The organism is Streptomyces sp. SID9727 (assembly GCF_010550605.1).
In the GTDB taxonomy this organism is placed as follows: domain Bacteria; phylum Actinomycetota; class Actinomycetes; order Streptomycetales; family Streptomycetaceae; genus Streptomyces.
The window spans coordinates 15,696-38,294 of the sequence record NZ_JAAGNI010000184.1 but is presented as its reverse complement, the minus strand read 5'-3'; the positions used below and the strand labels follow the sequence as shown (position 1 = coordinate 38,294).

The 22,599-nt window shown below is 71.3% G+C and carries 20 protein-coding genes and 1 tRNA gene; 17 read left to right on the top strand and 4 right to left on the bottom strand.

Annotated elements, in window-relative coordinates:
* The first annotated feature begins 29 nt into the window (after positions 1-29).
* The 10 genes from G3I41_RS12675 (at position 30) to G3I41_RS12630 (ending at position 8,754) form a co-directional block, all read left to right on the top strand.
* On the top strand, positions 30-977 hold the full coding sequence (locus tag G3I41_RS12675; protein WP_164400311.1) for a VOC family protein: 948 nt from the start codon (positions 30-32) through the stop codon (positions 975-977).
* The gene (locus G3I41_RS37405; protein WP_164400310.1) at positions 974-1,813 is read left to right on the top strand and encodes an aspartate dehydrogenase domain-containing protein; all 840 of its coding nucleotides are present in this window, start codon (positions 974-976) and stop codon (positions 1,811-1,813) included. The genes G3I41_RS12675 and G3I41_RS37405 overlap by 4 nt, the downstream gene beginning before the upstream one ends.
* The gene (locus tag G3I41_RS12665) at positions 1,810-2,595 is read left to right on the top strand and encodes an alpha/beta hydrolase (RefSeq protein WP_164400309.1); all 786 of its coding nucleotides are present in this window, start codon (positions 1,810-1,812) and stop codon (positions 2,593-2,595) included. Before G3I41_RS37405 ends, G3I41_RS12665 begins: the two co-directional genes overlap by 4 nt.
* 46 nt (positions 2,596-2,641) lie before the next feature.
* Positions 2,642-3,157 carry a cupin domain-containing protein gene (locus G3I41_RS12660; protein ID WP_343242108.1) on the top strand — a complete coding sequence of 172 codons (516 nt, stop codon included), beginning with the start codon at positions 2,642-2,644 and terminating at the stop codon, positions 3,155-3,157.
* Positions 3,157-3,915, top strand: coding sequence for an SDR family oxidoreductase (locus G3I41_RS12655; protein WP_164400307.1), 759 nt, complete (start codon positions 3,157-3,159; stop codon positions 3,913-3,915). Before G3I41_RS12660 ends, G3I41_RS12655 begins: the two co-directional genes overlap by 1 nt.
* Before the next feature lie 97 nt (positions 3,916-4,012).
* Positions 4,013-4,798 (top strand): SDR family oxidoreductase, encoded by a 786-nt coding sequence (locus G3I41_RS12650; protein WP_164400306.1) that lies wholly within the window; start codon positions 4,013-4,015, stop codon positions 4,796-4,798.
* Between the two features lie 33 nt (positions 4,799-4,831).
* Complete coding sequence (locus tag G3I41_RS12645) at positions 4,832-6,502, top strand: thiamine pyrophosphate-binding protein (protein WP_164400305.1); 1,671 nt, start codon at positions 4,832-4,834, stop codon at positions 6,500-6,502.
* Complete coding sequence (locus G3I41_RS12640; protein ID WP_164400304.1) at positions 6,499-7,455, top strand: PDR/VanB family oxidoreductase; 957 nt, start codon at positions 6,499-6,501, stop codon at positions 7,453-7,455. Before G3I41_RS12645 ends, G3I41_RS12640 begins: the two co-directional genes overlap by 4 nt.
* Positions 7,456-7,475: 20 nt before the next feature.
* Positions 7,476-7,697 (top strand): recombinase-like helix-turn-helix domain-containing protein, encoded by a 222-nt coding sequence (locus tag G3I41_RS12635; protein ID WP_164400303.1) that lies wholly within the window; start codon positions 7,476-7,478, stop codon positions 7,695-7,697.
* Between the two features lie 7 nt (positions 7,698-7,704).
* A complete protein-coding gene (locus G3I41_RS12630; protein WP_164400302.1) occupies positions 7,705-8,754 on the top strand; it encodes an aromatic ring-hydroxylating dioxygenase subunit alpha in 1,050 nt (349 codons plus the stop codon).
* A gap of 128 nt (positions 8,755-8,882) precedes the next feature.
* On the opposite strand, the gene G3I41_RS12625 is transcribed toward G3I41_RS12630, so the two are convergent.
* A complete protein-coding gene (locus G3I41_RS12625) occupies positions 8,883-9,395 on the bottom strand; it encodes a MarR family transcriptional regulator (RefSeq protein ID WP_073968269.1) in 513 nt (170 codons plus the stop codon).
* Between the two features lie 127 nt (positions 9,396-9,522).
* Here G3I41_RS12625 and pepN point away from each other — a divergent pair, with 127 nt between their 5' ends.
* The 4 genes from pepN to G3I41_RS12605 all read left to right on the top strand — a co-directional run bounded on the left by pepN (position 9,523) and on the right by G3I41_RS12605 (position 16,438).
* Positions 9,523-12,024 (top strand): aminopeptidase N, encoded by a 2,502-nt coding sequence (gene pepN / locus G3I41_RS12620; protein ID WP_164400301.1) that lies wholly within the window; start codon positions 9,523-9,525, stop codon positions 12,022-12,024.
* Positions 12,025-12,322: 298 nt separating this feature from the next.
* On the top strand, positions 12,323-13,726 hold the full coding sequence (locus G3I41_RS12615) for a pyridoxal-dependent decarboxylase (RefSeq protein ID WP_164400300.1): 1,404 nt from the start codon (positions 12,323-12,325) through the stop codon (positions 13,724-13,726).
* Entirely contained in the window at positions 13,723-15,129 is a 1,407-nt protein-coding gene (locus tag G3I41_RS12610) for a SidA/IucD/PvdA family monooxygenase (RefSeq protein WP_164400299.1), read from the top strand. Before G3I41_RS12615 ends, G3I41_RS12610 begins: the two co-directional genes overlap by 4 nt.
* A 220-nt stretch (positions 15,130-15,349) precedes the next feature.
* Complete coding sequence (locus G3I41_RS12605; RefSeq protein WP_164400298.1) at positions 15,350-16,438, top strand: peptidoglycan-binding protein; 1,089 nt, start codon at positions 15,350-15,352, stop codon at positions 16,436-16,438.
* Positions 16,439-16,516: 78 nt separating this feature from the next.
* On the opposite strand, the gene G3I41_RS12600 is transcribed toward G3I41_RS12605, so the two are convergent.
* Positions 16,517-18,328, bottom strand: coding sequence for a 5'-nucleotidase C-terminal domain-containing protein (locus tag G3I41_RS12600; protein WP_164400297.1), 1,812 nt, complete (start codon positions 18,326-18,328; stop codon positions 16,517-16,519).
* Positions 18,329-18,574: 246 nt separating this feature from the next.
* Between G3I41_RS12600 and G3I41_RS12595 the strand changes: the two genes are divergently transcribed.
* Complete coding sequence (locus G3I41_RS12595; protein WP_164400296.1) at positions 18,575-19,276, top strand: SIMPL domain-containing protein; 702 nt, start codon at positions 18,575-18,577, stop codon at positions 19,274-19,276.
* 146 nt (positions 19,277-19,422) lie between these two features.
* Entirely contained in the window at positions 19,423-20,856 is a 1,434-nt protein-coding gene (pyk, locus tag G3I41_RS12590) for a pyruvate kinase (RefSeq protein WP_164400295.1), read from the top strand.
* 6 nt (positions 20,857-20,862) lie between these two features.
* Here the strand turns inward: pyk and G3I41_RS12585 are convergent, their stop codons facing one another.
* On the bottom strand, positions 20,863-21,651 hold the full coding sequence (locus G3I41_RS12585) for a helix-turn-helix domain-containing protein (RefSeq protein ID WP_164400294.1): 789 nt from the start codon (positions 21,649-21,651) through the stop codon (positions 20,863-20,865).
* An 85-nt stretch (positions 21,652-21,736) separates the two neighbouring features.
* Positions 21,737-21,820: transfer RNA gene (locus G3I41_RS12580), tRNA-Leu, on the bottom strand.
* Between the two features lie 95 nt (positions 21,821-21,915).
* On the opposite strand from G3I41_RS12580, the gene G3I41_RS12575 reads away from it, so the two are divergent.
* Entirely contained in the window at positions 21,916-22,566 is a 651-nt protein-coding gene (locus G3I41_RS12575) for a response regulator (protein WP_018104545.1), read from the top strand.
* Positions 22,567-22,599: the final 33 nt, after the last annotated feature.

Below are 22,599 nucleotides of genomic sequence, written 5' to 3'. Positions count from 1 at the left end.
CGCCCCACCCACCCGAGCGGGAGGACACCATGCCCCACGACCACCCCCACGACCGGCCGATAGCCCGGCTCCGCGCCCTGCGCTCCGTCGAACTCCACACGCCCGCCCTCACCGAGTCCGCCGACTTCTACGCCGAGGTCTGGGGCCTGGAAACCGTCGAACGCGACACCGACGCCACCTGGCTGCGCGGCACCGGCGAGGAACACCACGTCCTGCACCTCACCCGCGCCGGGCGCAACGGCCTCGGCCGCATCAGCTTCGCCGTCGCCACCCCCGCCGAGATCGACGAGGCCGCCCGCCGCCTCCTCGCCCGCGGCATCGTCCCCACCGCCGGACCCGGCCCCCTCGACCAGGTCGGCGGCGGCTACGGACTCCGCTTCACCGACCCCGAGGGCCGGCTGATCGAACTCAGCGCCCAGACCCACGCCGTCACCCCGCGCGGCCGGGACGGCGCCGTCCCCGTCGGCGTCACCCACACCGTCCTCAACACCACGGACATCGACGCCGCCGTCGCCTTCTACACCTCCGTGCTCGGACTGCGGGTCTCCGACTGGTCCGAGCACCAGATGGCCTTCCTGCGCTGCAACGCCGACCACCACTGCATCGCCTTCAACCAGGCCGAGTGGACCTCCCTCAACCACGTCGCCTACGAGATGCCGTCCGTCGACCACTTCATGCGCGGCCTCGGCAGGCTCCGCCACCACGGCATCACCCCCCAGTGGGGGCCCGGCCGGCACGGCCCCGGCAACAACACCTTCTCCTACTTCACCGACCCGGCCGGACTCGTCTGCGAATACACCTCCGAGGTCGCCCAGATCGTGGAGGACGCCTGGATCGCCAAGGTCTGGCGCCGCACCCCCGACCTCTCCGACCTCTGGGGCACCGCCGGACCCCCGTCCCCCGCGATCCGCCGCCACATGGCCGGCACCCCCGACCCCGGCCCCCTCGCCCCCGCACCGGAAGAGGTGACCGCGTGACCACCGTCCTCACCCCCCGCCCCGACACCCCCGCCCGCCCCGGCCCCACCGTGCGCCGCGTCGCCCTCGTCGGCTGGGGCGCCATCGGACGCGTCGTCGGCACCGCCCTCGCCGAGGGCCGCGTCCCCGGCGCCGAACTCACCTGCGTCATCGACAACCGGCCCCTCGTCGACGCCCCCGCACCCCAGCTGTCCTTCGAGGACGCCCTCGCCGTCTGCGACCTCGTCGTGGAAGCGGCCGGCCAGGCCGTCGTACGGGAATGGGCCGAGCGCGTCCTCACCAGCGGCGCCGACCTGCTCATCGCCTCCACCGGCGCCCTCGTCGACCCCGGGCTCACCGCACGCCTGCGCGCCGCAGGACCCGGCCGCGTCTACTTCACCGGCGGCGCCGTCGGCGGCCTCGACCTCCTCCAGGCCGTCCGCGGACTCGGCCCCCTCACCTCCGTCACCCTCACCACCACCAAGCTCCCCGCCACCCTCCACCAGCCCTGGATGGACGACGAGCTCACCACCCGGCTGCGCACCACCACCGAACCCGTCGAGGTCATGCGCGGCACCGCCCGGGACGTCCCGGTGAAGTTCCCCAAGTCCACCAACGTCGCCGCCTCGGTCGCCCTCGCCACCGGCGACCCGGACCTCGTGGAAGTCGTCGTCGTCGCCGACCCGGACGCCACCCTCACCCGGCACGTCATCGAGGCGGCGGGCCCGCACGGCAGCTACCGCTTCGAGGTCGCCCACCGACCCGACGCCGCCAACCCCGCCACCAGCCAGGTCGTCCCGCACGCCGTGCTCCGCAGCCTCGGCGCCGTCGTCGGACGGGCGGGACAGATCCTGTGACCGCCGCCATCCACACCCGCGAAGCCGGCACCCCGGACGCCCCGCTCCTGCTCTGCCTCCACGGCATCGGCTCCTCCTCCGCCGCCTTCACCCCCCAGCTCGACGGCCTCGCCGACCAGGTACGCGTCGTCGCCTGGGACGCCCCCGGCTACGCGGACTCCGCCGACCCGGCCCACGCCCCCGGCCTCGACGGCTACGCGGACACCGCCGCCGCCCTCATCCGTGAACGCGGCGGCCCCGCCCACGTCCTCGGCGTCTCCTGGGGCGGCGTCATCGCCCTCCGCCTCGCCGCCCGCCACCCGGACCTCGTCGCCTCCCTGATCGTCGCCGACTCCAGCCGGGGCTCCGGCACCCACCCGGACAAGGCGAAGGCCATGCGCGCCCGGGCCGCCCAGCTCGCAGCCGAAGGACCCGAGGCGTTCGCCGCCGCCCGCGGACCCCGCCTCGTCTCGGACGGCGCACCCCCCGAACTCGTCGCCCGCGTCGTCGCCACCATGGCCGCCTCCGTCCGCAGCCCCGGCTACGGCTACGCCGCCGACGCCATGGCCGGCGCCGACCTCACCGACGACCTGCCCGCCATCACCGCCCCGGCCCTCGTGCTCTGCGGCGAACAGGACACGGTCACCGGCACCGACGAGTCCCAGGCCATCGCCGGGGGCCTGGCGAAATCCGTCTACGTCACCCTCTCCGGCGCCGGACACCTCGCCAACCAGGAACGCCCCGAGGCGTTCAACGCCTGGGTCCGCGCCCACCTCCACGTCGTCGCACGCGTCCCCGCGTAACGACGAACCCCCACCCACCCCGACCCACGAGGAGCAAACCGTGCCCATCGACAAGACCCCGTACGAGAACAACGGCGACCTCGCCAAGTTCACCGACTCCCTCATCGCCACCAAGGACTCCCGCGAACCCGACTGGGACACCCTCTCCTTCCAGGAGAAGGCCGGCGCCCAGTACCGCCGCGCCCAGATCCGGTACGTCGGCTCCGGCGCCACCGGCAACCACGAGAACGACAACCGCATCCTGCCCTCGGGCGGCTTCACCCTCTCCAACATGCTGCTCCCGCCGGGCGCCGAGGGCCCCGAGCACACCCACCACGACGTGGAGGAGGCGTTCTTCGTCCTGGAGGGACAGGTCAGGGTCGGCATCCACCGCGGCGCCGACGAGACCGAATACCGCACCCTCGGCTACCGCGACATGATCGTCGTCCCCGCCGGAGTCGCCCGCTCCCTCAAGAACGAGGGCGACACCGACGCCCTCTTCTGCGTCATCATCGGCACGCAGAAGCCGCAGGTGCCGACCTACCCCGAGCACTCGCCGATGCACGGCGTCACCCGCGACTGATGGCCGCCGACGACACCCCCCGCACGGTCGTCGTCACCGGCGCCGGCCGCGGCCTCGGACTGGCCGCGGCCCGCCGGCTCGGCGACGACGGACACCGCGTCGTCATCGCCGAACTGGACGAGGCCACCGGCCGGCAGGCGGCCGGAGAACTGCGCGCCGACGGCATCACCGCGGACTACCACCCGCTCGACGTCGCCGACCCGCACTCCGTCGCCGCCCTCGCCGACACCCTCGCCGGCGACGGCAGCCGGCTCCACGGGCTGGTCAACAACGCCGGACTGGCCAACGCCGTCGGCGGCAAGCCGTTCCACGAGATCGGCGTCGAGGCGTGGGACCGCATCATGACGGTCAACGCGCGCGGACCCTGGCTCGTCGCCCGCGCCCTCCTCCCGCTCATGCGGGCCAACGGCGCCGGACGCATCGTCAACCTCGCCTCGGACGCCGCGCTCTACGGCTCGCCCCGGCTCGCCCACTACATCGCCTCCAAGGGCGCGGTGATCTCCCTGACCCGGGCGATGGCCCGGGAGACCGGCGACCTCGGCATCACCGTCAACGCGGTGGCGCCCGGCCTCACGGAAGGGGAGTCCGCCGTGGACATCCCCGCCGAACGCCACGAGCTGTACCGGCTGAACCGGGCGATCTCCCGCCCTCAGCAACCGTCCGACCTGGTCGGCCTCATCGCCTTCCTCATCGGCGAGGAATCCGGCTACATCACGGGCCAGACGTTCGCCGTGAACGGCGGCTTCACGATGCAGTGAGCACGAAGAGCCCGTCCGGCGACCGAGGACACCACCCGCACCGGGGCCCCGTGCCCCCGCGGAGCCCCCGCACCCCACCCGAAAGGAGCCCGCCCCCATGGACCTCCGCCTCGAAGGCACCAGAATCCTCGTCACCGGCGGCAGCTCCGGCGTCGGCCTCGCCACGGTCCGCGCGCTCCTCGCGGAGGGCGCCCGCGTCGCCACCTGCGGCCGCCGCCCCGACGCCCTCGCCGCCGCCCTCGACGGCCTCGCCGGACCCGGCACGCTCTACCACGCCCCCTGCGACGTCACCGACGAGGCCGCCGTACGCGCCTTCACCGACGCCGCCGCCGACCACCTCGGCGGCCTCGACGGCCTCGTCAACAACGCCGGCGCCTCCCGGATGAAACCCTTCGCCGAAACCACCGCCGCCGACTGGCGCGAGGAGCTGGAACTCAAGTTCTTCGGCGTCCTCAACCCGCTGAACGCCGCCCTGCCCCACCTCCGCGCCTCCGGCGCCGCCTCCGTCGTCAACATCAACGCCGTCCTCGCCAAACAGCCCGAGACCCGGCTGATGACCACCAGCGCCGCCCGCGCCGGCATCCTCAACCTCTCCACCTCGCTGTCCAAGGAACTGGCCCCCGACGGCATCCGCGTCAACTCCGTCTGCCTCGGCCTCATCGACACCGGGCAGTGGGAACGCCGGTACGCCGCCTCCGGCAGCCCCCTGGACTACCCCGCCTGGCAGGCCGAACTGGCCGCCGACCGCGGCATCGCCCTCGGCCGCCTCGGCAACGCCGACGAAGTCGCGTACGCCGTCACCGCCCTCCTCTCGCCCCGGGCGTCCTACATCACCGGCACCACCGTCGACGTCTGCGGCGGCGTCAACCGCGCCGTCGCGTAACCCATCCCTCACCCCCCAACAGGAGCACCCGACATGACCCGACCCAACGGCGGCGACCTGCTCGTCGAGACGCTACGAGGACTGGGCGTCGACACGGTGTTCGGCATCGTCAGCGTGCACAACCTGCCGCTCGTCGAAGCCGTCGACCGGGACCTGCGCTTCGTCCCCGTCCGCCACGAGGCAGCCGCGGTCAACGCCGCCGACGGCTACGCCCGCGCCACCGGGAAGCTCGGCTGCGCCCTCACCAGCACCGGTACGGGAGCGGGCAACGCGGCCGGCTCCCTCATCGAGTCCCTCAGCTCCGGCACCCCCGTCCTCCACGTCACCGGGCAGATCGACAGCGCGTACCTCGGCTCCGGGCGCGGCTTCATCCACGAGACCAAGGACCAGCTCGGCATGCTCCGCGCGGTCTCCGCGCACGCCGTCGCCGTCACCGACGCCGAGAGCGCCGGCGACCTCCTGCGCGAGGCCGCCGCCCGCGCCCTGACCGCCCCGCACGGCCCGGTCAGCGTCGAGTGGCCCATCGACCTCCAGTTCGCCCCCCAGCGGCTCACCGGCACCCCCGTTCCCGCACCCGCCACCCCGGCCCTGCCCGACGCGGCGCTCCTGGACCGGGCGGCCGCCCTGCTGTCCGCCGCCCACCGCCCCCTCCTCTGGGCCGGCGGCGGCGCCCACACCGCCCGCCCCGAGGTCGCCGCACTCCTCGACGCCCTGGACGCCGGGCTCGTCACCTCCAACTCCGGGCGCGGCACCGTCCCCGAGTCCGACGAGCGCGTCCTCGGCAACTACGCCACCGCCCCGGCCGGCCGCGCCCTGCTCGCCGAAGCCGACGTCCTGCTCACCATCGGCACCCACTTCCGCTCCAACGAGACCGCCGACTACGGCCTCGAACTCCCCGCCACGCACATCCAGATCGACCTGGACCCGGCCGCCCCCGGCCGTGTCTACCCGGCGACCGTCGCCCTCACCGGCGACGCCTCCGCCGTCCTCGCCGCCCTCCTCGGCCGCGTCACCAGCGGGAGCACGGAGCCGGACTGGCCCGGCCGCGTACGCGAGGCCCGTACCGCCGCCCGGGCCGCGCAGCGCCACGCCATCGGACCGCAGGCCGCCATCAACGACGCGATACGCGACGCCTGCCCGCCCGGGTCCGTCATCGCCCGGGATGTCACCATCCCGTCCTCCACCTGGGGAAACCGGCTCCTGGAGATCACCGACCCGGCCACCAACGTCTTCCCCCGCGGCGGCGGAATCGGCCAGGGGCTCGCCATGGGCATCGGCGCCGCACTCGGCCGCCCCGGCACCCCCACCGTCGTCATCGCGGGCGACGGCGGCCTCGCCGTCCACCTCGGCGAACTCCTCACCCTCGCCCAGGAGAAGCCCGACCTCACCCTCCTCGTCTTCAACGACGGCGGCTACGGCGTCCTGCGCAACATGCAGGACAACCACTTCCCCCGCCGCTCCGGCGTCGACCTCACCACCCCCGACTTCGCCCTGCTCGCCGCCGCCACCGGCCTCCCGTACGCGCGGATCGCCGCCGAGGCCGACGCCGGACCCGTCATCAAGGAAGCCGTCGCGACCCCCGGCCCCACGCTCGTCGAGATCGACCTCACCGCGCTCGGCCCGATGAACACCCCGTTCACCCCGCCCGTCAAACTCCCCGCCACCGCCGCCGGCACCCCCGCAGAAGGAGGCAACCCGTCATGACACCCGCCGAGGAGCCCCGGCTCGACCTGCTCGTCCACCGCATGACGTGGGAGGCCGACGGAGTCCTGAGCATCGAACTCACCCACCCCGACGGCAAGCCCCTCCCCGCCTGGCGGCCCGGCGCCCACATCGACGTCCACACCGGCGGCCACGTACGCCAGTACTCGCTGTGCTCCGACCCCGCCGACACCACCCGCTGGCGCATCGGCGTCCTGCGCGAACCCGCCTCCCGCGGCGGCTCCGCCCACATCCACAGCGACCTCCGCCCCGGCCGGACCGTCCACGTCCAGGGCCCCCGCAACCACTTCGCCCTCGACCCCGACGCCCCCGGCTACCTCTTCGTCGCCGGCGGCATCGGGATCACCCCGCTCCTGGCCATGGCCCGCGAGGCCACCCGCACCCGCACCCCCTGGCGGCTCGTCCACGGCGGCCGCACCCGCGCCTCCATGGCCTTCACCGCCGAACTCACCGCCCTCGCCGGACAGCCAGGCGGCAGCGTCGAGTTCATCCCCCAGGACGAACAGGGCCACCCCGACCTCGACACCCTGCTCGCCGGCCTCGCACCCGGCACCCAGGTCTACTGCTGCGGCCCCGAGCCCCTCCTCGCCGCCGTCGAGGAACGCTGCCCCGACGCCCGTACCGAACGCTTCGCCGCACCCGCCGCCGCACCCCGCGACGGCGAGGACACCGGCTTCGACCTCGTCTGCTCCCGCTCCGGCCGCACCGTCGAGGTCGCCCCCGGCACCTCCGCGCTCGACGCCCTGGAGAACGCCGGCATCCCCGTCGCCTCCTCCTGCCGCGACGGCATCTGCGGCACCTGCGAGACCAAGGTCCTCGAAGGCACCCCCGACCACCGCGACTTCCTCCTCAGCGAAGGCGAACGCGCGGCCGGCGCCTCGATGATGCTCTGCGTCTCCCGCTCCCGCACCCCCCGCCTCGTACTCGACCTCTGAACCTGCCGAAGGGAGCCGACATGACCGGCCCGCAGTACCTCGAACCGCACCAGGCCCGCACCGCCGAGCCCACCCCGTACGAGAAGAAGCTCGCCGCCGTGATCGAGGAGGTCTTCGGCGGCGGCGCACACGACCTGCCCGGACTCGTCGCCGGACTCAACGCCCGCGACCTGCCCGCACCCGACGGCAGCCCCTGGACCGAGGACACCTTCCGCACCGAGATGCGACGACTGGGAGCGTGAGACAGCCATGACCACCGCCACCACCCCGACCCGCCCCTCCGAGGTCGCCCGCCCCGGCGACCGCACCGCCGACCGCCTCTTCGCCACCGGCATCCGCAACCAGTGGTACGCCGTCTGCCCCTCGGACTTCGTGCCCGCGGGCGGCATGAAACGGCTCACCCTCCTCGGCGAGGAATGGCTCCTCTTCCGCCGCGCCGACGGCACCCTCCACATGCTGGAGGACCGCTGCCCCCACCGCGGCGCCCGCCTCTCCCTCGGCAAACACCTCGGCGACCGCATCGCCTGCTGGTACCACGGCGTCCAGGTCGACGGCACCGGCACCGTCGCCGCCGTCCCCGGGCTCCCCGGCTGCAACCTGGAGGGCAAACAGCTCGTCGCCGCCCCCCACCTCATCGAGACCGGCGGCGCGGTCCTCGCCTACTTCGGCGACCACGCCCACGCCGAACCCGTCCCGCTCACCCTGCCCGAACCCCTCACCGACCCCGGCACCTCCGCGTTCCTCTGCTACGCCGAGTGGAACGTCAACTGGCGCTACGCCGTCGAGAACCTGCTCGACCCCATGCACGGCTCGTTCCTCCACCGCGACTCGCACAGCATGGCCGAGGGCCAGACCACCGCCCGCTTCCGCATCCGCGAGACCGAACGCGGCTTCTTCTTCGAGAAGACCGACCAGAGCGGCGTCAACTTCGACTGGGTCGAGCTCTGCCGCACCGGCGTCGACTGGGTCGACCTCACCATCCCCTACCCGCCGACCGCCGGCCCCGGCGGCCCCTTCGGCATCGTCGGCATGGCCACCCCCATCGACGAGGACCGCTGCGCCGTCTTCTTCTGGCGCTACCGCAAGGTCACCGGCTGGCAGCGCGACACCTGGCGCTTCCTGTACAAGACGCTCCTGGAGGACCGCCACTGGGAGGTCCTCGAACAGGACCGCGTCATGCTGGAGGACCTGCGCGCCGACGCCGACCAGGCGGAGAACCTCTACCAGCACGACCTGGGCGTGGTCCGCGTCCGCCGCATGTACCGCACGGAGGCGGAGACCCAGGCCACGGCCTCCTGACACCAGCGGGGGTGTCCTCCCGCGAAGCCCGTCCGGCGACCGAGGACACCCCCGCGCGGGACGAAAACAAGCCCGTCCGGCGATGGAGGACATCCCCGCGCCGGGGTCCCGGCGCCCCCGCGTAGCGCCTACTCCCCGCCCTCCGCGGACAGCACCGACCGCTCCAGCTTCCCCAGCAACCGCGCGAGCTCCACGCACTCCGCCTCCGACAGCCCCGCCAGCATCCGCCGCTCGTTCTCCAGGTGCTCCGAGAACAGCGCGTCGATCAGCGAGAGACCCTCGTCCGTCAGCCGCGAGTGCACCACCCTCCGGTCCTGCGGATCACGCTCCCGCCGGATCAGCCCGTCCTTCTCCAGCCGGTCTATCCGCAGCGTCACACCCGCCGAGCTGATCAGCCCGGAATCCGCCAGCTCACCCGCCGTACGCCGGAACGGCGCCCCCGCCCTGCGCAACGCCGTCAGCACGTCGAAGCCGGCCATCGACAGGCCCTTGCGCTCCACCGGGCGCGAAATCGCCGTGCTGTACCGCAGGAACGCCCGGTGCAGCCGGCCGAAGACCTCCAGCGGAGCCGTGTCCAGCTCCGGCCGCTCCCGCCGCCAGTCCGCCACGATCGACGCCACCGCGTCCGCCTGCTCCGCCATCCCGGCCACACCTCCGCGCAGGTACACAATGGGGTAAGAATCTTAGCGCTCAAAGGACCGCCGGGCGGCCCCCCGCCCCACCGGAACCCGCCTGCGCGCCGCCCCGCGCATACGGCAGCATGTCCCCATGTCCGTACTGACGCGCGATGAAGCGCAGGCCCGAGCCCAGATCCTCGACGTACAGCGATACACGATCGAACTCGATCTCACCGCGGGGGAGGAGACCTTCGACTCCCGCACCGTGATCGAGTTCACCGCCCGCACGGCCGGTGACACCTTCATCGAGGTCAAGCCCGCCACCCTGCGCTCGATCAGCCTCGACGGGCAGCCGCTGGACCCCGCGCACCTCACCGAGAACCGGTACCCCCTCACCGGGCTCACCGAAGGCCCGCACACCATCCACGTCGACGCCGCCATGCGCTACTCCCGCACCGGCGAAGGCATGCACCGCTTCACCGACCCCAGCGACAACGAGACATACGTCTACACCCAGCTCTTCATGGAGGACGTCCAGCGCGTCTTCGCCGCCTTCGACCAGCCCGACCTGAAGGCCGTCTTCGCCCTCACCGTCACCGCCCCCGAAGGCTGGACCGTCCTCGGCAACGGCACCGCCGAGCACACCGGCGACGGCCGCTGGACCATCGCCCCCACCCCGCCGCTCTCCACCTACCTCGTCGCCGTCGCCGCCGGCCCCTGGCACTCCGTGACCACCGAGCACGCCGGACTGCCCTTCGGCATCCACTGCCGCCGCTCCCTCGCCCCCCACCTCGACACCGACGCCGACGAGATCCTCGACATCACCCGGGCCTGCTTCGACCGGTTCCAGGAGAAGTTCACCGAGCCCTACCCCTTCGACTCGTACGACCAGGCGTTCGTCCCCGAATTCAACGCCGGCGCCATGGAGAACCCCGGACTCGTCACCTTCCGCGACGAATTCATCTACCGCTCCGCCGTCACCGACACCGAACGCCAGACCCGCGGCATGGTCATCGCCCACGAGATGGCCCACATGTGGTTCGGCGACCTCGTCACCCTCGCCTGGTGGGACGACATCTGGCTCAACGAGTCCTTCGCCGAGTACATGGGCTACCAGACCCTCGCCGAAGCCACCCGGTTCACCGACACCTGGGTCGACTTCGGCGTCGCCCGCAAGGGCTGGGGCTACGACGCCGACCAGCGCCCCTCCACCCACCCCGTCGCCCCCGACCCGGCCGACGTCCCCGACACCGCCTCCGCGCTCCTCAACTTCGACGGCATCTCCTACGCCAAGGGCGCCTCCGCCCTCCGCCAGCTCGTCGCCTGGCTCGGCGAGAAGGACTTCCTCGCCGGCATCAACACCCACTTCGCCCGCCACAAGTTCGGCAACGCCACCCTCGCCGACTTCATCGACAACCTCGCCTCCGCCACCGACCGGGACGTCCACGCCTGGGCCGAGCAGTGGCTCCGCACCACCGGCGTCGACACCCTCGCCGCGCACACCACCGAGACCGACACCACCTGGTCCCTCACCGTCGACCACCGGGGCACCCGCCCCCACCGCATCAGCGTCGGCGTCTACGACCACAGCCTCGACACCCAGCACGGCCCCACCCCCCTCGTCCTGCGCGAACGCTTCGACGCCGGCATCCCCCAGGAAGCCCCCGTCACCCGCCCCGGCCGCCGCCCCGCCCTCGTCGTCCCCAACGACGAAGACCTCACCTACGCCAAGGTCCGGCTCGACCCGCACTCCTGGAACACCGTCCTGGACAGCCTCTCCGGCATCCCCGACGCCCTCACCCGCGCCGTCGTCTGGAACGCCGCCCGCGACATGGTCCGCGACGGCGAACTCGCCCCCAGCACCTACCTCGAAGCCGCCCGGGCCCACCTCCCGTACGAGACCGACCTCGCCCTCCTCCAAGGCGTCCTCGCCTTCGCCGACACCCACGTCGCCAGCCGCTACACCGCCCCCGAGCACCGGCCCGCCGCCCTCGCCACGCTCACCTCCCTCTGCCGCGACCTCATCCGCCGCACCGAGGACGGAACCCACCCCGGCCTGCGCCTCACCGCCGTACGCCACCTCATCGACGCCGCCACCCAGCCCGACACCATCCAGGGCTGGCTCGCCGACGACACCGTCCCCGGCGGACCCGAACTCGACCCCGAACTGCGCTGGCGCATCCTCACCCGCCTCGCCGTCCTCGGCGCCACCGACGAGACCGCCATCGACGCGGCCCTGGAGGACGACCCCAGCGCCACCGGCCAGGAAGGCGCCGCCCGCTGCCGCGCCGCCCTGCCCACCCCCGAGGCCAAGGCCGCCGCCTGGGACGCGATGTTCCACGACGACAGCCTCTCCAACTACCTCTTCACCGCCACCGCCCAAGGCTTCTGGCAACCCGAACAGACCGACCTCGTACGCGCATACGTGCCCCGCTTCTATCCCGAGGCCGCCCAGCTCGCCGCCCGCCGCGGCCCCGCCATCGCCGAGGCCGCCGGGCGAAACGCCTTCCCCGTCCACGCCGTCGACGCCGAAAGCCTCCGCACCGGCGAACAAGCCCTCGACGACCCGGCCCTCACCCCGGCCCTCCGCCGCAAACTCATCGACCAGATCGACGACCTGCGCCGCGCCCTGCACGTCCGCGACGCCAACTGACCCCACCCGCACCACCCGTGCCCGGCCCGCCCCTCACCCCGAGGAGCGCGCCGGGCACACCCATACCACCCCGACCACCCGCCACCCGCCCCCACCCGGGCCCCGCCACCCTTTCGAGTTCAGATCACCCGGCAACCCGGCCGCGCCACCAGAAACCCGGACAAGCTGGCACGCACACCCATGGCCGTGCCCGGAAAGTCCCGCCTGGCCCGCGACGCCCTCCGGACGTACGACGGGACTTTCCGGACACGACCATGCCCGCACCCCGACCACGCGCGCCCGAAGGACCACCCGCCCCATGCCCGTACCGCCCCTCGCCGGGACCACCACCGGACCCGACGCCCTGCGCCCCCTCCTCGACACCGTCCTCACCGCCCTCGCCGAAGGCGCCCGACGCCGCGACGGCCCCCTCCCCGCAGGCGGACCCGACACCGTCACCCCCCGCACCCGCACCGCCCTCACCCCCCTCATCCCGGACCAGGGCACCGGCGCCCACCACGCCCTCGCCACCCTCGTCCAAGCCCTCACCGAAGGCGCCGCCGACCCCGCCCACCCCCTCTGCGCCGCCCACCTCCACACCCCGCCCCTCGCCCTCGCCGCGGCCGCCGACCTCGCCGCCTCCGCCCTCAACCCCTCCATGGACTCCTGGGACCAGGCCCCCGCCGCCTCCACCCTCGAAGCCGACACCACCGCCGCACTCGCCGCCGAGATCTACCCCCACCACCCCGCACCCGACGCCCTCATCACCACCGGCGGCACCGAAGCCAACCAACTCGGCCTCCTCCTCGCCCGCGAACGCCACGGACCCGTCCAGACCATCACCGGCGCCAACGCCCACCACAGCATCACCCGCGCCGCCTGGCTCCTCGGCCTCCCCGCACCCCTCACCGTGCCCGCCCCCGACGGCGTCATCGACATCCCCGCACTCCACGAGACCCTCGCCCGCCACCGAGGACAGGGCCCCCTCCTCGTCACCGCCACCGCCGGCACCACCGACACCGGCCGGATCGACCCCCTCACCGACATCGCCGACCTCTGCACCCGCCACGGCGCCGAACTCCACATCGACGCCGCCTACGGCGGACCCCTCCTCTTCAGCCCCACCCACCGCCCCCTCCTCGACGGACTCGACCGCGCCCACAGCGTCGCCCTCGACCTGCACAAACTCGGCTGGCAACCCGCCTCAGCCGGCATCCTCGCCGTCCCCGACCGCCACCACCTCCACCCGCTCCACCACCAGGCCCCCTACCTCAACGCCGACGACGACACCGAAGCCGGCCTCCCCGACCTCCTCGGCCGCTCCCTGCGCACCACCCGCCGCCCCGACGCACTCAAAATCGCCGTCACCCTCCGGGCCCTCGGCCGCACCGGACTCGCCGACCTCGTCGACCGCACCTGCGCCGCCGCCCACACCCTCGCCGACCTCGTCACCCGCACCCCCGGCCTCGACCTCCACGACCGCCCCACCATCAGCACGGTCCTCTTCCGCCCCACCGACGCCGACGACCACACCGTCGCCACCATCCGCCGAACCCTCCTCACCCGCGGCCACGCCGTACTCGGCCGCACCCACACCCACGGCCGCCTCTGGCTCAAGGCCACCCTCCTCAACCCCCACACCACCCCCGACGACCTCCACCGCCTCCTCACCCTCGTCACCCACCTCGCCGCCGAACTCAAGGAAGGCAGCACCCTCCGATGACCGCCGCCCCACCCACCCCCGACCCCCACCGCACCCACGACCTCGTCGGCATCGGCATCGGCCCCTTCAACCTCTCCCTCGCCGCCCTCGCCCACGGCCTCCCCACCCCCCTCACCACCGCCTTCTACGAACAGCGCCCCGCCTTCCACTGGCACCCCGGACTCCTCATCGACGGCGCCACCCTCCAAGTCCCCTTCCTCGCCGACCTCGTCACCCTCGCCGACCCCACCAGCCCCTGGAGCTTCCTCAACTACCAACGCGCCCAGGACCGCCTCTACCCCTTCTACTTCGCCGAGCGCTTCCACATCCACCGCGCCGAATACGACGCCTACTGCCGCTGGGTCAGCACACAACTCCCCGGCCTCCACTTCGGTCACCAGGTCGACGCCATCCGCTGGGACCCCCAGACCGCCCGCTTCGACATCGACCACACCCAGCTCGACACCCACGGCGAAGCCGCATCACTCGGCCGCACCCACACCCGCCACATCGCCCTCGGCATCGGCACCGAGCCCCACATCCCCGACCCCCTCAAACCCCTCACCGGCACCGGCACCGCCCCCGTCATCCACTCCGCCGACTACCTCCACCACCGCGAACGCCTCCTCCAGGCCCGCCACATCACCGTCATCGGCTCAGGACAGTCCGGCGCCGAGATCTTCCTCGACCTCCTCCGCGCCCGCCCCACCGGCAACGAAGGACTCCACTGGCTCGCCCGCACCCCCGCCTTCGCCCCCATGGAGTACTCGAAACTCGGCCTCGAACACTTCACCCCCGACTACACCCGCTACTTCCACGCCCTCCCCGAAACCGTCCGCGACACCCTCGTCCCCCAGCAATGGCAACTCCACAAAGGCATCGACCACGACACCATCGCCGCCATCCACGACGAGCTCTACCGACGCACCCTCCACGGCGGCTGGCCCGACGCCACCCTCACCCCCGGCGTCACCGTCCGCACCGCCGGACGCGTCGCCAACACCCGCGTCGAACTCCACCTCGAACACACCCAGCAATCCACCCGCACCCGCCTCACCACCGACGCCGTCGTCCTCGCCACCGGCTACCGCGAACGCCCCCTCGACACCCTCCTCCACCACCTCACCCCCCACCTCCGCCGCGACACCGCCGGCCGCCCCCGCATCGACGCGCACCACCGCCTCGACCTCGGCCCCGCCATCACCGGCCACATCTACGTACAGAACGCCGAACGCCACACCCACGGCGTCGGCGCCCCCGACCTCGGCCTCGCCGCCTGGCGCAGCGCCACCATCCTCAACAACCTCACCGGCACCACCCCCTACCCCCTCCCGCAGCGCACCGCCTTCACCACCTTCGGCCTCACTCAACCCGCCATCCCCACCCAGCAACCCACCCTCGTCCCCCTCACCCAGAACAACTGACCCACCCGGCCCCCGAGACAAGCCGCCCACCAATCGCCGACATTGTTGAGGTCACGTCACTACCGGATGCGGCTTTCGCACAACGCTGGGCCGACAACCCCCCACTTGCCATCGTGGTGCCCCGTCAGCCACCTCAGGCGGCACACCAGGAACGACAGCACCCCGCACCAACGGGCGCCGTCGGACCGTGTGCCGCACCTGGACTCGCATCGGGGGACCCATGTCCATCACACGCCGTACGCAGATCGCCCTCGCCGGCCTCGTCGCCGCGGGAATCGCCGCCGCCGTGGTCGTCGTACCGTCGCTCACCGACGACACCACCGACCAGGCAAACGTCGCCGCCACCAGAGACACCGACTACGGCCCCGAACCCGAGGCCGACAGCGACCTCGTCACCCAGGCCGACCAGATAGCCTCCATGGCCTCCGGCACGATCTCCCCCGACACCATGATCAACCGGGCCCGCACCTGGCTCACCGCCAACGGCGGCCACCAGGTCCCGTACAGCATGCAGCGCGTCTGGAAGGACGGCTACCGCCAGGACTGCTCCGGATTCGTCTCCATGGCGCTCGCACTCGGCAAGCCCGGCCTCAACACCGTCGGCCTCGCCAGCTCCGCCAGCGGCGTCACCAAGCACCTCAGCAGCACCAGCCAGCTCAAAAAGGGCGACCTCCTCATCGACGCCAGCACCAGCGACGGCGACTTCCGCCACGTCGTCATCTTCGAGAAGTGGGCCAACGCCTCACACAGCTCCTACTGGGCCTACGAGCAGCGCGGCTCCCACGGCACCACCCACCGCACCCTCAGCTACGGCATCGGCAAGGACAACTACGACCCCTACCGCCCCCTCAAGCTCAGCGGAAGCAGCAGCGGCGGAGGCAGCACGACGCCCTCCACCCCCAGCGCCGCCTGGCCCGTCCTCAAGAGCGGCTCCCAGGGCACCGACGTCCGCTCCGCCCAGCAACTCCTCATCGCACGCGGCTACTCCATCGCCGCCGACAGCAGCTTCGGCCCCGCGACCCGCGCCGCCGTCATCCGCTTCCAGAAGGCCCACGGCCTCGCCGCCGACGGCGTCATCGGCCCCAACACCTGGTCCAAGCTCATCGTCACCGTCAAGTACGGCACCAAGGGCAACGCCGTCAAGGCGGCCCAGAACCAGCTCAAGCTCTACGGCTACAGCCTCGCCGTCGACGGCAGCTTCGGCCCCGCGACCAAGTCCGCGACCCTCTCCTTCCAGAAGAAGCACCACCTCGCCGCCGACGGCGTCATCGGCCCGAACACCTGGCGCACCCTCCTCGGCACCCGCTGACCCACCCAGCACGGCGGCCCCTCTCCCACCGCACCCGCGGAAGGGAAAGGGGCCGCCGTCACACCCCTACAGACGCCACTAGAAAACCGGCACACCGTCCCGCGTCAGCTTCCAGTCCACCGAAGCGAACTCCGCACCGTCCACCGAACCCTTCGCCTGCACCCAGGCGATGATCGTGTTCCGGATCTCCTCCGAATTCGCCCACAGCTGCTTCGCGGCCGGGACATGCGGGAAATTGCCGCCCCCGCTCGCCCGGTAGTTGTTCACCGCCAGCACGAACTGCGCCTTCGGATCCAGCGGCTTCCCCTCGAACGACAGATTCACGATCCGCGAACCCACCGGCTTCGCGATGTCGATGTCGTACGTCAGCCCCGACACCGCGTCGTAGTTGTAGTCCGGGGTGTTCTCCGCATTCGTCAGCTTCTCCGGATCCACCGGAGCGCCCGCCGCCGTCCGCACGTAGTACTTCGCCGAGAACTCCAGGTAATCCACGATCTGCGCACCCGTCACCAGACGCGCCTCCAGCGTGTTCTCGAACGGATACAGACCCGCCGCGTCCTTGATCGTCACATCACCGGCCGGGATCCGCGCCGTACGCGAGAAGCACGACGCCTGCGACAGCACCGGAAGCTCCGCGTACTCACCGCCCGCCAGCGCCGCCTTCACCGTCTCCGCCTGGACGACGTTGATCAGATCGATGATCGGCTCGTCCTTCCACGCCGCCTCCGCCGTGGTCATCTCCGACGCCGCCGTACCGATCACCTGGTTGACGTACGCCACGACCTTCTCGTGCTCGTCCGCCAGCAGTTTCGTGATCCTGCGGTCCTCCGCCGCCGTGTTCGAGTTCAGCACCCGGGAACCGGCCTTCTCGACCACCCAGCGGCCCTTCTCCCACACCACCTCGAAGTCGAACAGCGTCAGCCGCTGCCCCCACTTCAACGGCTCCGAGAGTACGACCTTCTTCCCGGTCTCCTTGTTCTCCACGAAGTACTCGGGAATCTCCAGGTGCGCGTGACCCACCAGGATCGCGTCGATCCCCGGCACCTGCTCCGCCACCAGACCCGCCGCGTTCTCCACGTACGGAATCTGGTCCCCGTACGACGACGTCCCGCTGTTCCCCGAGTGCGCCGACACGATCACCACGTCCGCACCCATCGAACGCAGCCGCGGCACGTACTTCGCCGCCTGCTCCTCAAGACCCGGGAACACCATCTTCCCGCTCACGTTCGCCTTGTCCCAGATCGCGATCCCCGGGTTCGTCAGGCCCAGGATCCCCACCTTCACATCCCGCCCGTGCGGCGTCCGCAGCTTCTTGATCACATACGGCGCGAACGCCGGCCGCAACGTCTTGGCGTCCAGCGCGTTCGCCCCGAGCAGCGGGAAATCACACTGCTCCTCGAACTTCCGCAACACCGGGATCCCGTAGTTGAACTCGTGGTTCCCCAGCGCCGCCGCGTCATAGCCGATCGCGTTCATCGCCTGCGCCATCGGATGCACCGGACCACGCTTCGCCGTGATCGGGTCGATCTTCGCGTAGTAGTACGAGAGCTGCGTGCCCTGGATCGTGTCACCCGCGTCGATCATCAGCGTGTTCTGACGGCCCTTCTCCCGCCGCACCTGCTCCACCAACGTCGAGATCTTCGCCAGACCCACGTCGTTGTGGTCCTTGTCGTCGAACTCGGCATCCGTGAAGTAGTCCCAGTTGAAGACGTTCCCGTGCAGGTCAGTCGTCCCCATCACCGTGAACGCGTACCGCTTCTGCGGACGCCCGTGACCATGGCCCTGCCCGCGCCCGTGCGCCTGGGCGGGCGACGCGACGCCGCCCACCACCACCGCACCCGCGCCGGCCGCGGCCGATGTCCCCAGGAACGTCCTTCGGTTCAGCGGCATCTCGTCTCCCACATATCGGTTCACTTGGTGCGAAGTTCCGTCGTACGCCGTCCGACACACCAGGGGTGACGCGTGTAGACCGGCCCCCAGGGCACACCCACACGCCGGACAACGCGCGTAGATAATCACCCACACACCACCCCCGGCAACACCCCCGGCAGGTTTCCGTTCCATGACCACACACCGACATCACGACGTCCGGCCGCCAACGCCCCGACTGTCACACCCGGATGCCACAGTGGACCCATGACCGAGCCCGCCCAGCCCTATGGCACCCCGGACCAGCCCCGCCTCGCCGTCCGCGGCGAAGCACGCCTGGAAGTCGACCCGGAGACCGCCCGCCTCTCCATCACCGTCACCGCCCGCGGCAAGGACCGCCGCGCCGCCCTCGAAGACCTCACCCGCCGCAACACCACCGTCCTCGAACTCGCCCGCACCTACGGCGACGCCGTCGAGAAGATCGAGACCGGCGCCCTCTCCATCCACCCCGAACTCGTCCAACGAGGCCGCGACGAGAAGATCCGCGCCTACCACGGCCGCGTCTACATCACCGCCGTCCTCAACGACTTCACCGCACTCGGCGAATTCGTCACCCGCGTCGGCGACCTCGACATGACCCACGTCAACGGACCCTGGTGGGCCCTCCGCCCCACCTCACCCGCCCACGGCGAAGCCCGCCGCCAAGCCGTCCGCGAAGCCGTCCAGCGCGCCCGCGAATACGCCGGAGCACTCGGCGCGGAACTCGCCGCCCTGGTCGAACTCGCCGACATAGGCGCGGAGAACGCCGCCCCCGTCGCGTACGCCAGGACCGGCGGCTACGGCGGCGCGATGCCCGCCCCCGCCGGAGGGGGCGCCCCGCCGCCGCCCCCCGTCGACCTCGAACCGCAGCGGCAGACCGTGTACGCGCAGGTGAACGCCCGCTTCACCATGACCCCGCCGAAACTTTGAATTCCCACCCACCAGGAGACCGGCGCGTGCTCATCCGAGCACGCCGCCGCACAATTCAACACTTGTCAATAACCCTTCACGCAAAGGTGGTTGAGCAGTCATTCACAGCCAATTACCTACCCATAGGTAAGGTCTAGGCTCGAACCATGCGCCGAGCCAAAATCGTTTGCACCCTGGGACCCGCGACCGACTCGTACGACCAGATCAAGGCCCTCGTCGAGGCGGGAATGGACATCGCCCGCCTCAACCTCAGCCACGGCAGCTACGCCGAACACGAAGAGCGCTACCACCGCGTGCGCAAGGCGTCCGACGAGGCACACCGCAGCGTCGGCGTCCTCGCCGACCTTCAAGGCCCGAAGATCCGCCTCGGACGCTTCCGCGAAGGCCCCGTACTCCTTGAACGCGGCGACGACTTCACCATCACCGTCGAACCGATGGACGGCGACCGCAACGGCTGCGGCACCACGTACAGCGGCCTCGCCGCCGACGTCACCCCCGGTGAGCGCATCCTGATCGACGACGGCCGCGTCACCCTGGAGGTCACCGAGGTCGACGGCCCCCGCGTCCGGACCACCGTGATCGAGGGCGGCATGGTCTCCGACCACAAGGGCCTCAACCTCCCCGGCGTCGCCGTCTCCGTCCCCGCGCTCTCCGAGAAGGACATCGACGACCTGCGCTGGGCCATCCGCACGGGCGCCGACATCATCGCCCTCTCCTTCGTCCGCAGCGGCCGGGACATCGAGGACGTCCACCGCGTCATGGACGAGGAGGGCCGCCGCCTCCCCGTCATCGCCAAGGTCGAGAAGCCGCAGGCCGTCGAGAACATCGAGGACATCGTCGCCGCCTTCGACGGCATCATGGTCGCCCGCGGCGACCTGGGCGTCGAAATGCCGCTGGAGCAGGTCCCGATCGTCCAGAAGCGCGCGATCAAGCTCGCCAAGCGCAACGCCAAGCCGGTCATCGTCGCCACCCAGATGCTCGACTCGATGATCGACAACTCCCGGCCCACTCGCGCCGAGGCCTCCGACGTCGCGAACGCGATCATCGACGGCACGGACGCGGTGATGCTCTCCGGTGAGACCAGCGTCGGCACGTACGCGATCGAGACGGTCCGCACGATGTCCCGCATCGTGGAGGCGGCCGAGGAGGACATCCTCGCGAAGGGGCTCCCGCCGCTGACCGAGCGCAACAAGCCCCGCACCCAGGGCGGCGCGGTGGCCCGCGCCGCGGCGGAGATGGGCGACTTCCTCGGCGCGAAGTTCCTGGTCGCCTTCACGCAGAGCGGCGACACGGTGAAGCGGCTGTCGCGCTACCGCTCCCCGATCCCGCTCCTCGCCTTCACCCCGGACCCGGCCACGCGCTCCCAGCTGAACCTGACGTGGGGCGTCGAAACGTTCCTGGGCCCGCACGTGGACTCCACGGACGCGATGGTGGCCCAGGTGGACGAGGAGCTGCTGAAGATCGGCCGCTGCCGGAAGGGCGACGTCGTGGTCATCACGGCCGGCTCCCCGCCGGGTGTCGCGGGCTCCACGAATCTGGTCCGGGTACACCACATCGGCGAGGACGACAGCCCGAAGTAGGGCGGCTCAGTATTTCGGCCCGACGTGAGCGTCCATGAGGGCCACGGACGCCCGTCGGGCGACGGAGATGTTGTACTCCTTGCCCGCGCGTGTGCAGTGCGTCCACTGGACGCCGAGCTTGTCGAGGGTGTCGGTGTACAGCTGCCGGATGTCGTCGGAGACGTTGGTGAACCAGTACCGGGGGTACTCGTACCGCTTGCGCTCGCCTGCGACGACCCGGGTGGTCCAGTTGGTGATGCGGCATCCATCGGAATGGATCAGGCCGCGAACGAACGCCCACGGGTGTGAGTCGACGATGTGCTGCTGCCAGCTCTCCAACACGATCGCGCGCTCGTGCTTTCGCCCTGGGCCGTGCTGAGGGAACAAGCACGGAAGGTGCTTGGAGTAGACCTTGATGTTGTGGCAACCGATCTTTCGGACGCGGCACGTCGAATTTTCGGGGAAAACGTTCCGCATGGCAGCTTCAGCCTCGTTCTGGATGCCGGGCCAGGAATCGTCAAGCGTGATCATGAGACTGGGCACGCGGTGCTGTGAATAGTGGCTGACGTGCCCGTCGCCCAGGTAGAGGGCCAAGAGGTATGTGTACGCGGCCTCCTCAAGATCGACACCGTCGCACCGGTGGCACGTCGGATCGTGCGAGCCCGGACACTCGCCGCGCTTGGCCCGGTCCTTGTGCTTCCAGTAGCTGATCGTGCCGGTGGGCACGTTCAGCTTCCGCGCGACATCTGCGTTGCGTGCGCCGCCGCGCAGAAGGATGAGGGCGTTCTGCCGTAATTCCGTGCCGTGGAAGTTCATGGGAATACGATGAGCAATCCGGACCTGGCGCGCACAGCAAAAAGCGGATGTTCACGAGAACGTGAACATCCGCTTTCCGGAAATGTGCCGGGTATGGGATTCGAACCCACACGTCCTTTCGGACAGAGGTGTTTGAGACCTCCGCGTCAACCAGTTGCGCCAACCCGGCTTGGTAACCCGGGCAGCAGTGTACCTGGTAACAGAAGCAGAGAGCAGGTAGGTAGGCTGCTTCGCAGCAGTCCCTGCCCTGGACCAAGGAGCCCCGTGACCACCCCCGAGTCGCCCCAGCCCGTCGCCGATGACGACAAGTCGCACGTTCCGCCGCTGACGACCCGCGTCGTCATCGCCGAGGACGAGGCACTCATCCGCCTCGACCTCAAGGAGATGCTCGAAGAGGAGGGCTACTCCGTCGTCGGCGAGGCCGGGGACGGGCAGCAGGCCGTCGAGCTGGCGCGGGAGCACAAGCCGGACCTGGTCATCCTGGACGTGAAGATGCCGGTCCTCGACGGGATCTCCGCCGCCGAGAAGATCGCGGAGGAGTCCATCGCGCCGGTGCTCATGCTCACCGCATTCTCGCAGCGCGACCTCGTGGAGCGGGCCCGGGACGCCGGGGCGATGGCGTACCTCGTGAAGCCGTTCAGCAAGAGCGACGTCGTTCCGGCGATCGAGATGGCCGTGTCCCGGTTCTCCGAGCTGAAGGCGTTGGAGAACGAGGTCGCCGACCTCGCGCAGCGGCTGGAGACGCGGAAGCTGGTGGACCGGGCGAAGAGCATCCTGCAGACGGACTACGGGCTGTCCGAGCCGGAGGCGTTCCGGTGGATCCAGAAGACGTCCATGGACCGCCGGCTGTCGATGCAGCAGCTCGCGGAGGCCCTGATCGAGGACGCCGAGGAGAAGAAGAAGGCCGCCGAGTAGCAGCCACCGTAGAACAGGAGAAAGGCCCGCGCC